This window comes from Peribacillus sp. NPDC101480, from assembly GCF_050277335.1.
In the GTDB taxonomy this organism is placed as follows: domain Bacteria; phylum Bacillota; class Bacilli; order Bacillales; family DSM-1321; genus Peribacillus.
Genome location: NZ_JBNNSB010000001.1, coordinates 627,051 through 639,922, shown reverse-complemented (window position 1 = coordinate 639,922; position 12,872 = coordinate 627,051). Strand labels below are relative to the sequence as shown.

Genomic DNA, 12,872 nt, shown 5'->3' with positions numbered 1-12,872 from the left:
ATCAATAATGATTAAATCGATAGCTCTGCAGATAAATCATACATCTTCTTGTCAATTGTATGCGGTTTAGCAAGGGCTTCGATGATATCATAATCAACAAGTTGATTTTGTTCTATCCCTACAGCCCTGCCTCCTTTTCCTTCAAGAAGCAATTCAACCGCTCTTGCTCCAAGGCGGCTTGCCAATACCCGGTCATTAGCCGAAGGAGATCCCCCGCGCTGAACATGGCCCAGGACAGTTACACGGGTTTCAATTCCTGCTTTCGCCTCAATACTCCTGGAGATATCAACGGCACTTCCAACACCTTCAGCTACTATGATGATACTGTGCTTTTTCCCTCGGTCATGTCCGCGGTTCAGCTTTCCAATCAAATCATCTATTTCATATTCATATTCAGGACAAAGTATCGTTTCAGCTCCGCCAGCCAATCCAGCCCAAAGCGCAATATCGCCGGCATCTCTTCCCATCACTTCAACTACATAAGTCCTTTCATGAGAAGTAGCCGTATCCCGAATTTTATCGATAGCATCGATGACTGTATTCAGGGCCGTATCGAAACCAATCGTAAAGTCCGTACCTGGTATGTCATTATCAATTGTTCCAGGAACTCCGATACAAGGAAAGCCCCTTTCCGTTAAAGCTTTCGCTCCGCGGTAAGAACCATCGCCACCAATTATGACAATGCCCTCGATACCAAGTTTATCCAATTGTTCAATCGCTTTCAGCTGGCCTTCCTCTGTCTTAAATTCCGGACAGCGAGCCGTATGTAACATCGTGCCGCCTCGATGGATGATATCCCCGACCGACCCAAGTTCTAGCTTCTTTATATTTCCATTTATTAGACCCTGATAACCATGATAAATCCCGAAGACCTCTATTTCATGAAAAATTGCTTTCCGGACAACTGCTCGGACTGCCGCATTCATTCCTGGAGAATCTCCTCCACTTGTCAATACACCTATTCTTTTCATAAATGTCACCTCTCTACAGCACTAATCAATTTCAAGCTCCATTATATCATTGTACCCTTTTTCATGCCTCAATAAGCAGTACTTGTTTCACTTATGCTCACTTGATGTTATAAGCCTAACCGATTCTCTTCAGAAATTGAAGTAAAATGGCGTAAAAGTTTACATTCTACACACAAACCATATTCTTTACTCGTTTCGGTAATGAATACATATGTGCCATGAAAGGATGAAAAAACGTGTTGCCCCAGGCAGCACGTTTTTCCATTTACAAAATGTGTTTATGAATGCTGTTCCACTTCCTTAGGTTCGCCCTCAGGTTGTTTTGCAAATTCATATTCACCGATTTTCTTGAATTTCATATAACGCCGGTTGATAAGATCATCACTATTCAATGGCAGAAGTTCCTTGAATGAACGTTTCAGGATATCCTTGATGGCTTCAGCCTGTAAATTCGAATCCCGATGGGCGCCGCCCCTCACTTCAGGAATGATCTCATCAATGACTCCTAAGCGGTTTAAGTCGGGAGCCGTGATTTTCATCGATTCCGCAGCCCTCTTAGCCTGGGAGGCATCCTTCCACAGCAAGGCAGCAGCCCCTTCTGGGGAAATTACCGAATATGTTGAGTTCTCAAGCATGAAAATTCGGTCTCCGACGCCAAGTGCCAATGCACCTCCGCTTCCACCTTCACCGATGACTATACTGATTACCGGTACCTTCAGCCCTGCCATTTCGAATAGGTTTTTCGCAATGGCTTCACTTTGCCCGCGCTCTTCAGCCGCTTTACCAGGGAAAGCTCCCTTCGTATCAATGAAACAAATGATCGGCCGGTTGAATTTTTCAGCCTGTTTCATCAGACGCAATGCTTTTCGGTAGCCTTCAGGATGGGGCATGCCAAAGTTACGACGGATGTTTTCCTTCGTATCCTTACCTCGTTGATGGCCGATGACCGTCACGGCAAGTCCATCAAATTCCGCGATTCCAGCGACAATCGCTTCATCATCCCCATAATAACGATCACCATGAAACTCGATGAAGTCATTGAATAATAGCGGAATGTAATCAAGCGTAGTCGGACGTGCTGGATGCCGGGCAATCTGAACACGATCCCACGGTTTAAGATGGTTATAAATATCCACTTCCAGCTTCTCTAAACGCTTTTCCAATGTTTCGATTTCAGCTGTAAGATCTACATCAGCATCCTTCGAAATTGACTTTAGCTCTTTAATCTTATTTCTCAGGTCCGTAATGGGACGCTCGAACTCCAATTCGTAAATCATAACCATTCACCGCCCGGGGCATGGATTTTAAGGATCGTCGTCAAGGTTTCCTTCATTTCCGTACGTTTGACGACCGCATCCAATTGGCCGTGCTTCATCAAGAATTCAGCCGTTTGGAAATCTTCAGGAAGCTCTTCATGGATCGTCTGTTCAATGATCCTTCTTCCCGCAAAACCAATAAGGGCTCCAGGCTCGGCTAGATTAATATCGCCAAGTGACGCGAAACTTGCCGAAACCCCGCCTGTGGTAGGATGGGTCATCATTGATATGATCAGTCCACCTTCATTGCTGAATATCTTGAGTGCTGCACTTGTCTTTGCCATTTGCATCAAGCTTAAAACACCCTCCTGCATCCGAGCGCCGCCTGATGCGGTAAAAATGATGAACGGAATCTTCAACTCACCTGCACGTTCAATGGCACGGGTAATTTTTTCCCCAACAACGGATCCCATGCTCCCCATCCGGAAATTCGAATCCATTATGGCTGTTGAAACTTGGTACCCATTGATGCTTCCAACTCCTGTTACAACCGCCTCATTAATCTTGGCTTTCTTTCTATCTTTTTCCAACTTTTCCAGATAATCCGGAAATTCAAGCGGGTTAACTGAAATCATTTCTTTATCAAATTCATTAAAACTGCCGGCGTCGAATAAAAATTCGATGCGCTCATGGGAAGACATCGAATGGTGGTGCCCGCAATGTAAACAAACTTTCTTGTTTTTCACCAATTCTTTTGTATACATGATTTTTTTACAGCCGGTGCACTTTGTCATGATTCCTTCTGGTACATCTTGTTTCTCCCGATCTAAAGGAACCGTTGCATATTTCTTCTTAGACTTCGCAAATAGCTCTTTAAGCAAGCTTAATCCTCCCTTTACCACCAATTATCTATTTTATGATACTTGGTACAAACTATATCAGAAATAAAATTAGTATCGTGTAAAAAGGTGTCACTCGTCCTTCGACATATTTCTAATTCTAATAAGATACGTTTCGATGGCTTTTTCTTCATCACGTTCGAGCAAATATGTAAGAAGTGACAGATAATCTTCTTTTTTCACATTACCCTGTACCATCTCTGATGTTCTAGCATAGCTGTTGACAATGCGCCAAATTCTTTCCAGCAATCGATTGCGATTCAAAATGGCAATCCTTAAGAAGAAATCATCATCATGAAACTCATCCGCCTTGACCCAGACCATTAATCTTTTGATGTCCTCAGCCGTAGCGAAAAAGGCGACGATCCGCAAACAGTCAATTTCAATCAGCCTTTTCGTCTCAGACAAATCTTCTTGTACTTTTTTATCTTGCAAAAAAAAGGTTCCCAGAAGCTCGACTAGCTTATGCTCCTGGAAATCCCTGATAAACGTCCCTTCACCACGCCTTGTTTCTATTAATCCTAATAGCTCTAAGGCACGCAATGCTTCACGGACAGAGGAACGGCCTACATTAAAACGATCCGATAACTCCCGTTCTGATGGGATTTTATCTCCCGGCAGGAGGCTGTCCGCTTCAATCATGCTACGTAGGCTCTCAACTACATCGAGATAAATTTTGGATGAAGATGTACGACCTGCCAAATTAATTATTCCTCACTTTTTCCAATGATCGCTAATTTCCTTGTTTTTTCTTTAATTTCCTCGGGATCCACATTAATTCTAGCCACTCCCGTTTCCATCGCTGCCTTGGCAACAGCAGCCGCAACGGCAGGTGCTACCCTCTCATCAAATGGAGCAGGGATAACGTAGTCTTCGTTTAACTCATGTTCCTGTATTAAACCGGCAATGGCTTGTACTGCTGCAACCTTCATTTTTTCATTGATATGTGTTGCACGTACATCCAAGGCACCACGGAAAATCCCTGGGAAAGCTAGGACGTTATTGACCTGATTCGGGAAATCCGAACGGCCCGTTCCTACAACCTTGGCACCTGCTGCTTTCGCATCTTCCGGCATGATTTCCGGATCTGGATTAGCCATCGCGAAAATGATCGCATCCCGATTCATCGAAGAAACCATTTCTTTTGTCAAAGCACCTGCGGCAGAAACACCGATAAATACATCAGCGTTTTGAATGACAGTTTCCAAAGGTCCTGAAACCTTATTTCGATTGGTGACTTTCGCCACTTGTTCTTTTGTATCATTCATACCTGTCGAACGGCCCTCATAAATGGCACCCTTCGTATCACACATGATGATGTCACGAACTCCATAGCTATAAAGCAATTTAATGATGGCAATGCCCGCAGCGCCTGCTCCATTCGCCACCACTTTAATTTCCGACATTGATTTATTCACAAGTCGTAACGCGTTCACAAGACCGGCAACAGTAACAATGGCTGTACCGTGCTGATCATCATGAAAAACAGGGATATTCATTTCTTTCTTGAGTCGTTCTTCAATTTCAAAACAATTTGGTGCGGCTATGTCCTCTAAGTTCACTCCACCGAAAGTCGGTTCGAGTAATTTAACGGTCTCTACAATTTTGTCCACATCCGTCGTTTTTAAACAGATTGGGAAAGCGTCCACTCCAGCGAAACTTTTAAATAAAACGGCTTTTCCTTCCATAACCGGCATAGCAGCTTCCGGACCGATGTTTCCAAGTCCCAACACAGCCGTTCCATCAGAAATAACGGCAACAGTATTCCCCTTCATTGTATAGTCATAGACGGTTTCCGGCTTATCGTAAATATCTTTACACGGTTCTGCGACACCAGGAGAATAAGCCAGGCTTAAATCTACTGCATTCCTTACCGGTACTTTCGAAACTGTTTCTAATTTCCCTTGATTCAAGCGGTGCATATGTAATGCTTCTTCTCTTAATGTCATAGTTTCACTCCTAAAACAAATTGGATAACCCATATCTTATATGCTGAAATCTAGTGGTCAGACCACAGCGGCCTGTTTTCAATATAACATAACTATTAAAGTTGTAAAACAGTTATTCTTTCTTGTAAACCACATTCCCTTTTCCAACCAAGTCAAATAATGCCTGCATCAGACTATCTGAAGGATTGACCCAATCCCAATAAGATAGCTGTACATAGCGGTTTTCCCTCTCGTAAAAAAGCATGACCTTGGTTTCACCGCTATGCTGCATTAAAATTTTTTTTATTTTTTGCAGTGTATCCTTCGTTTGCTTGCCGGCCTCAATTTTCAGGAATATCGTTCCGTTTTGTTCCTCTTTCATCTGCTTCACTTTTTCAAGCGGGTAAACGTTCCTGATCAGGAGCTGTATTTTTCCATCCCGCTCTTCCAATGTTCCTTGCAGCATAACGAGTTGTCCATGATTCAATTCAGCAGAGTGGCTTTTATAAACATTTGGAAAAACGACCGCTTCAATATCCCCCTCTTCATCACTAACGCTCAAGAAAGCCATCACATCGCCCTTTTTTGTCCTTATTGTTTTAACCGACGTAATGTATGCGCCAAGTAAGACTTTTGATTCCTTTTTATCGGTAGCTTCATCTATGGTCAAGCAGCCGAAGTGCTGAAAAAGTTCTCTGTAGCTTGTCACCGGATGATTCGATAGATAAAGGCCCAATGCGCTTTTTTCCAATGAGAGTTTGTGCTCGATAGGGATGGGATCGACCCGGTTGTATTTCGGTTTGAGTGAAAACTCACCATCCGAAAACATATCGAATAGGTCATCATCCGGATTAACCAATTCCGTATGATTGATCGCTACGTCCAAGCTCGCCAACAATGTTGCCCGGTCTTCACCGAATTCATCAAATGCACCTGAATGCACAAGCGCCTCCAACACTTTCCTATTTACGATTTTCCCTGAAACGCGCAAACAGAAATCGAATAAATCAGCGAACTTCTTCTGCCTCCTCGCAGCAAATATTTCTTTAAGGACCGTACCGCCTATCCCTTTTATGGCTCCAAGGCTATATCGGATCCCTTCCTTTTCGGGTAAAAACGGGTATCCGCTCCGGTTAATCGAGGGAGGCAGAACCGATATCCCTTTCTTTTTTGCTTCACGGATATATTGCGAAATCTTTTCATCATTCCCGACGACCGATGTCAAGAGTGCTGCCATGAAATATTCCGGATGGTGAGTTTTCAAGTAACCAAGCTGATAAGCGATGAAACTATACGCCACCGCATGGCTTCGGTTGAATCCGTAGTTAGCGAAGCGGACAATCAAGGAATAAATCTCATCTGCCGTTTTTTCGGAATATCCTTGTTTCAATGAGCCGCTCACGAAATGCTGCCGCTCTTGATCCAGAACATCCTTCTTCTTCTTGGAAACGGCACGGCGGAGCAGGTCAGCCTCCCCTAGTGAAAACCCGGCTAAGCGGGAGGCAATTTGCATGATTTGTTCTTGATATACGATGACCCCGTAAGTAGGCTCGAGGATATCCTTCAAGTCCTCGTGAAGGTAATCAATCTGAGCCAGTCCATGTTTTCTCTCGATGAACAGCGGTATATTTTCCATCGGACCTGGACGATATAGGGCATTGACCGCGACGATATCCTCGAATCGGTTCGGTTTCAGCTTTATCAAAACCTTTCGGATGCCATCCGATTCGAATTGAAACACCCCGGTTGTTTCTCCTCTCCCTAAAAGGGCTAGCGTCTCGGGGTCATCCATAGGGATATGGGACAAGTCGAGCTTTTTCCCCGTTCCCTTTTTAATGTTATTTAGAATATTATCGATGAGCGTTAAGTTGCGAAGTCCAAGAAAATCCATTTTAAGAAGTCCCAGTTCTTCGAGAAGGTCCATTGGATATTGAGTCAGATGGATTCCGTCATGCCCTCCCTGAATCGGAATATGCTCGGTCAGTGCCTGGTCGCTGATGACAACGCCGGCAGCATGAGTCGAAGCATGGCGAGGCAGACCTTCAAGCAATAACGCGGTTTGAAAAAGTTTTTGATTCAGGTCACTCTCATTAACGAATTCCCTGAGCCTTTTCGATTCCTTGAAAGCCTCGGGAAGCGTGATGCCCAGACGGCCTGGAATCATTTTCGATACCGCTTCCTGTTCCTTTGAATTCAAGCCGAAAACACGTCCTGTGTCCCTTAACGCAGCCTTGGCAGCCAAAGTTCCGAATGTAATGATTTGTGCTACATGAAGTTCCCCGTACTTCTTCGCGACATAGGCAATCACTTCTTCGCGGCGGTTATCCGGAAAGTCAATGTCGATATCCGGCATCGAGACACGCTCCGGATTCAGGAAACGCTCGAACAGCAAGGAATGTTCGATAGGATCGACATCCGTTATCGACAGGACATAAGCTACCATCGACCCGGCGGCAGAGCCCCTTCCAGGACCAGTAAGGATTTGATGGTCCTTAGCGAATTTCATGAAATCCCAGACGATTAAAAAGTAATCGCTGAATTTCATCTTTGTGATGACATCCAGCTCATATCGTAGGCGCTCTTCATATTGGATGGATGGCTCCGGCAATCTTTTCTTCAGCCCTTGGAAACAGATGGCTTCGAGCATTTCCTCGGCTGTTACTCCATCTTCAGTAGGGTACTTAGGCAGCAGTGAACGATTAAATGGGATTTCCAGATTGCATTGCGCGGCAATATGTAGTGTATTTTCGAGTGCATCCGGTCTGTCATGGAATAGTTCTGCCATCTGAGCCCGGCTTTTCAAATAAAATTGATCTGATTCAAGTACCGTATGCGTCTCATCCGCCAGCTTGTCGCCATTTCCAATTGCCAACAGGACTTCTTGTGCGAGTGCATCGCTTTCATTCAAATAATAGACCGGATTCGTCGCGACAATCTTTATCTCTAAATCTCTCGCCAACTGACTTATGGCTTCGTTACCTTTTTCCTCATCCGCAATCGAAAGTCTCTGTATGGATATATAAAAATTATCATGACCAAAAATTTGCAGAAATCTCCCTGCTGCCTGTTTGGCTTCTTCAGGATTTTCTTCTCTCAATAGCGTTTCTATTTGCCCCTCCGCACCCGGTGTGATTGCAATCAAACCCCTGGAATAGGCTTTTAGCCAATTCATCGGAATGCCTGACGGGGATTTCGTTTTTATGGCACTGCTTATTTTAAGCAGGTTTTGATATCCTTGTAGACTTTTTGCCAATAAAAGAAGTCCATGTGGCGATTCCCGTTCATCAAGGACATCCGCAAGTATGCCGATGATCGGCTTTATACCTTGTCTCTTGCATTCTTTATAAAAATAGACCGAACCGTACATAACATTTCGATCGGTTAAGGCAAGACTTGTACAGCCATCCGCTTTCGCTTTGGCCACAAGTTCAGTGATCTTCACCGTACTTGTCAGCAGGCTGTATCCGCTCTGAATATGGAGATGAGTATACACGTTTTTTCTCCCACCTTTGTAAGGCATGTTTCTTTTCATTATAGTGTTTATTTCAAAAAAAGAAAATATGTTCTCATTACCAATGCAATTTAACTTCCTGATTTCCTGCGACTATCATATTCCCTCTGAACTTCCCATATAAATGGAATAGAAGAATATCAAGCAAAAAAGGATGATGATATATGAATGAAGCCTTTGTTCCAGCCTTTCTCAACAGCTTTTTCATATCGCTTGGCGTATTGCTTGGCGGCTCTATAATCGGGGGCCTCGCGGCTTTTTTTACTGGACAAGCCCCGATGACGACTGTATTCCGGCTGTCGGACAGCCTTCGTATTTGGGCCATTGTCGCTGCGATCGGGGGTACCTTTGATATGGTCTATAATTTTGAACGCGGTATTTTCCACGGAGAAACGAAGGATATAGTCAAACAGGTCCTATTGATTCTATCTGCACTTGGAGGGGCACAGACAGGAGCACTGATCATAAACTGGTTCACGCAAGAGCATATTTCACCATGAGAATTCCTCCCTATCACAGGTCTCCCACCTGGCAGCGTTTTTTTGCCGGAGCCGCACTTGGCGGATTGATCAGCTGGGTTATTTTCTTTTATATGCATGGTGTTCAGCAGGAGAAGCAGATCCGGATCCTTCACGAACAAAGAGAAGAAATCAAGGATTTAAACGGGGAAATCGCAATTTGGGAGCAGGATTATAAAAAATTGAATGAGAAAAACGAGGAAATCCTGACGATTCAGGAAGTGGAAGTAACCATCACGAATGAAAAATACAGTCTGGATCGGCTCAGTATTGCAGAAGCGGAGGATGTGATTGAGGACGACCTTTCCTCTCTTCTCGCCAAAGATGTCGCCAGTGTTTATGAAGGAAAGGTGCTTTTGAAAAAATCGATAGAAAATAAGATCGTGACCATCAATAAAAAGCGCTATCAACTTGAAGTCGTCGAGATCATGTTTTATACGAAAATGAATATTGAAATCAAACTAAAAAGGACTACTTCTTAGATGTTGGCTTAATTGATTTCTACCAAACTTAAAGACCAAATCATATGCGATTTGGTCTTTAAGTTTTTTCATTACGCTTTATTCAACTCTTCCATGTCGGCAAGGATATTATCCACTTCATCCCAAGAATGAATCGAAGCCCCTGCTGCAAGCGGGTGGCCTCCGCCGTTATATTTCCGGGCAATCGTATTGATGATTGGTCCTTTAGAACGGAAACGGACTCTGATTTCTTTATCCTCTTCAATGAAGAAGACCCAAGACTTAACATTTTTAATAGAACCGAGTGAGGAAACGAGCTGAGATGCCTCAGATGTGGAAGCATGGAATTTTTCAAGTATATCTTTTGTGATGATCATTTTCCCTGTGCCATAGGGAAGGATTTCAAAATGCTGCAGCACATAGCCATTCAACCGGACTATGCTTTCCTCGACGTCATACATTTCCTGATATAACTGAGGGCGGGAGAACGAGTAGTGAATCAACTCACTGGCATAGGCAAATGTCTTTTCAGTCGTACTTTGGAATAGGAAACGACCTGTATCGCCAACAATGCCTGCATATAGAAGGCGTGCCGCTTCATCACTCATCTTCAAGCCTTCCTCTTTCCCGAACTGGTAAAACTCATAAATCATTTCACTTGTCGAACTTGCCGATGTATCGACCCAGCGCATATCGCCATATGGATCTTCATTGGGATGATGATCGATTTTAATCAGTTTATCCCCCGTTGTGTACCGTGCATCACAAATCCGGTCCGTATTTGCGGTATCACAAACGATTACCAGAGCACCTTGATATGTTTCATCCGAAATCACATCAAGCCTTCTTAAGTAATTCAATGACGGTTCTTCTTTCCCGACCGTAAAAATTCGCTTTTCGGGGAAAGATGCTTTCAGGATTTCCGCCAATCCCCCCTGTGAACCATAAGCGTCCGGATCTGGACGGACATGACGATGAAGAATGATAGTGTCATAACGCTTTATATCTGCTAATATTTCAGCTTTCATATAGATCTCCCCTTAACATATGTATTATCGAGCCTAATAAAGATGATATATTTCATTTAATCAAAAAATTGCGGAAATAGGAAGACTCATCTTGTTTACTGTGGCATTCTCTTTCATTTCCCGCTACAATAAAAAGGTACATATGTTAAATTGGGGGAATTTCAAACGATGCCTATTCTTGTCACCTTGATCGTTCTTTCATTAGGGGTCTATCTGTTTTATAAAATCAAATCGGTCCGAACCAGAATGCCGATGGAGAAAAAGTGGATTTCAGGGAAATCTTCCATTGCCCTAGGTGCGTTTGTCGCACTATTCGGAGTCAATCAGCTTTTTCTATTCCACACGACCATCACTTATATCATTGCTGCCGTTTTCATCTTCGTTGGCCTATTCAGTATTTGGGGCGGCTATAAAATGTATAAATTTTATTTGCCGCATGCAATCGAAGAAGCTGCAAATCAAAAAGGATAATCGAAATTCGATTATCCTTTTTATTTTTCATGATCGGTCGAGCAATTGGCAAGTCAACATCGCCTTGCCGACAAGTTTGCCTTGGTTAAACACTTCAACATCCACTTTTCCGAATTTACGTCCTACATCGAGTACACGAGGATGGATTTCAAGCGTACTGTCGATCTGGACTGGCTTGATGAAATAAATCGTCATGTTTTCCACGACCAAGTCACCGCGCTTATAGCTTCGAAGTGCACGATTTGCTGAGTCGGTGACCAATGTCGTGAACACACCGCTTGAAATGGTTCCAAGGTAATTGGTCATCTGCGGAGTGACTCCATAGTTATACACTTCCTCGCCCTTGCCCCGATTCGAAGTCATCACAAGCTGGCTGGTGATCGTATCGTCGATCGTTTCGCCGACCTGAGGCTGCCTTTGGCTCATTTGCAGTGCCTTCAGGACATCCTGCCTGCTCACGATACCCTTGAGGATATGACTGTCATTCACGACCGGGATTAACTCAATCCCTTCCCAAACCATCATATGTGCAGAAGATGCCACACTCATTTTATCGCCTACGGTCATCGGGTTTTTCGTCATCACCTTATCAATGAGCGTCAGCTCTTCCTGTCCGATGATATCTTTTGATGTGACCATTCCTTGAACCTTCATATTGTCATCGACAACAGGGAAACGGCTATGCCCGGATTCCTGATTCAGTTCATGCCAAGTCTGAACCCGGTCACCCACCGTTAAAAAGGTCGTCTCCTGTACGGGTGTCAAAATATCCTCCACCAGCAAGATTTCCTTTTTGATCAATTGGTCATAGATTGCCCGATTGATCATCGTTGCGACGGTAAACGTATCGTAACTTGTTGAGATGACTGGCATCTCCAATTCATCGGCTAACCTTTTAACGGGCTCTTCCGTATCGAATCCCCCGGTGATCAGCACCGCTGCACCCGCTTTTAACGCGTGCTCGTGGGCCTGTGTACGGTTCCCGACGATCAGCAGGTTTCCTGCACCCGTATATCTCATCATGGCATCCAGCTTCATCGCCCCGATGACGAATTTATTTAATGTCTTATGAAGTCCCGTTTTCCCACCCAGAACTTGTCCGTCAACAATATTGACTACCTCTGCAAAAGTGAGCTTTTCAATATTCTCTTTTTTCTTTTTCTCAATGCGAATCGTGCCAACCCGCTCAATCGAGCTCACGTAGCCCTGGTTCTCCGCCTCTTTAATTGCCCGGTATGCCGTACCTTCACTAACATTCAATGCTTTCGCTATTTGACGGACGGAAATCTTTTCGCCAACAGGGAGCCCATCGATATGTTTTAATATTTGTTCATGCTTTGTAGCCAAGCGCTTCACCCTTTTCACGGTATTCCTATTCCCCATTATAAGGTCAAAGAGCCTAGTTTATCAAACAACTACTAGTATTGGCGCAACCTTTTATATTCAGGCTGTCGTTTTACCTTTTGTTTCTTAGGAGAATATAGTATGCCCGTCAAGTTTCCAGCTACCGCCAACAATGCAAACAACAGCCAAGATCCAGCGAACAGACCCTCCAGACCACCACTTTCCAACGATAAACGCGGCACGGCATAATACAGCATCACACCGCATAGTAGCAAACACAGTAATAACCTCTGTTTCATCCAATCCCCCCTTTTTTTTCATCTATTCATTTTATGCCTGTGAAAGGAAAAAAGACTTGGCTGCAAAACGAGACTTTACTTTCCGATTGCTGTAATGACCCTGCATGAAAGGCAATGTTGCTGGGAAAACCCGTCATTTCGGCTGGTCATCCCCACACGTACACATAAAAAAACGGAAGCCCTGCA

At 44.0% G+C, this 12,872-nt stretch carries 12 protein-coding genes; 3 read left to right on the top strand and 9 right to left on the bottom strand.

The features are described from left to right. Positions 1-11: 11 nt before the first annotated feature. From pfkA to dnaE, 6 genes are all read right to left on the bottom strand, one after another. Positions 12-971: a 6-phosphofructokinase gene (gene pfkA / locus ACQKMF_RS03260; protein ID WP_427571749.1), complete on the bottom strand. Its 960-nt coding sequence runs from the start codon at positions 969-971 to the stop codon at positions 12-14. Positions 972-1,249: 278 nt separating this feature from the next. Further along, positions 1,250-2,248: an acetyl-CoA carboxylase carboxyl transferase subunit alpha gene (gene accA / locus ACQKMF_RS03255; protein WP_101222913.1), complete on the bottom strand. Its 999-nt coding sequence runs from the start codon at positions 2,246-2,248 to the stop codon at positions 1,250-1,252. Further along, positions 2,245-3,108, bottom strand: a complete 864-nt coding sequence (gene accD, locus ACQKMF_RS03250) for an acetyl-CoA carboxylase, carboxyltransferase subunit beta (RefSeq protein WP_101222914.1) — start codon at positions 3,106-3,108, stop codon at positions 2,245-2,247. Before accD ends, accA begins: the two co-directional genes overlap by 4 nt. Positions 3,109-3,198: 90 nt before the next feature. Further along, the gene (locus tag ACQKMF_RS03245; protein WP_101222915.1) at positions 3,199-3,828 is read right to left on the bottom strand and encodes a FadR/GntR family transcriptional regulator; all 630 of its coding nucleotides are present in this window, start codon (positions 3,826-3,828) and stop codon (positions 3,199-3,201) included. 5 nt (positions 3,829-3,833) lie between these two features. Then, positions 3,834-5,075 (bottom strand): NAD(P)-dependent malic enzyme, encoded by a 1,242-nt coding sequence (locus ACQKMF_RS03240; protein ID WP_101222916.1) that lies wholly within the window; start codon positions 5,073-5,075, stop codon positions 3,834-3,836. A gap of 112 nt (positions 5,076-5,187) precedes the next feature. After that, the gene (dnaE, locus tag ACQKMF_RS03235; protein WP_427571746.1) at positions 5,188-8,547 is read right to left on the bottom strand and encodes a DNA polymerase III subunit alpha; all 3,360 of its coding nucleotides are present in this window, start codon (positions 8,545-8,547) and stop codon (positions 5,188-5,190) included. A 182-nt stretch (positions 8,548-8,729) separates the two neighbouring features. Between dnaE and ACQKMF_RS03230 the strand changes: the two genes are divergently transcribed. After that, positions 8,730-9,065 (top strand): YtrH family sporulation protein, encoded by a 336-nt coding sequence (locus tag ACQKMF_RS03230; protein WP_034309135.1) that lies wholly within the window; start codon positions 8,730-8,732, stop codon positions 9,063-9,065. Next, the gene (gene ytrI, locus ACQKMF_RS03225) at positions 9,062-9,565 is read left to right on the top strand and encodes a sporulation membrane protein YtrI (RefSeq protein ID WP_402938886.1); all 504 of its coding nucleotides are present in this window, start codon (positions 9,062-9,064) and stop codon (positions 9,563-9,565) included. Before ACQKMF_RS03230 ends, ytrI begins: the two co-directional genes overlap by 4 nt. Positions 9,566-9,636: 71 nt before the next feature. Here ytrI and ACQKMF_RS03220 read toward each other — a convergent pair whose 3' ends face one another. Beyond that, on the bottom strand, positions 9,637-10,572 hold the full coding sequence (locus ACQKMF_RS03220; protein ID WP_402938888.1) for a DHH family phosphoesterase: 936 nt from the start codon (positions 10,570-10,572) through the stop codon (positions 9,637-9,639). A 168-nt stretch (positions 10,573-10,740) separates the two neighbouring features. On the opposite strand from ACQKMF_RS03220, the gene ACQKMF_RS03215 reads away from it, so the two are divergent. Continuing rightward, positions 10,741-11,043 (top strand): YtpI family protein, encoded by a 303-nt coding sequence (locus ACQKMF_RS03215; protein ID WP_260358625.1) that lies wholly within the window; start codon positions 10,741-10,743, stop codon positions 11,041-11,043. A 27-nt stretch (positions 11,044-11,070) separates the two neighbouring features. Here ACQKMF_RS03215 and ACQKMF_RS03210 read toward each other — a convergent pair whose 3' ends face one another. Next, positions 11,071-12,390: a DRTGG domain-containing protein gene (locus ACQKMF_RS03210; RefSeq protein ID WP_137018167.1), complete on the bottom strand. Its 1,320-nt coding sequence runs from the start codon at positions 12,388-12,390 to the stop codon at positions 11,071-11,073. Positions 12,391-12,461: 71 nt separating this feature from the next. Further along, positions 12,462-12,686 carry a hypothetical protein gene (locus ACQKMF_RS03205; RefSeq protein ID WP_034309145.1) on the bottom strand — a complete coding sequence of 75 codons (225 nt, stop codon included), beginning with the start codon at positions 12,684-12,686 and terminating at the stop codon, positions 12,462-12,464. Between the last annotated feature and the right edge of the window lie 186 nt (positions 12,687-12,872).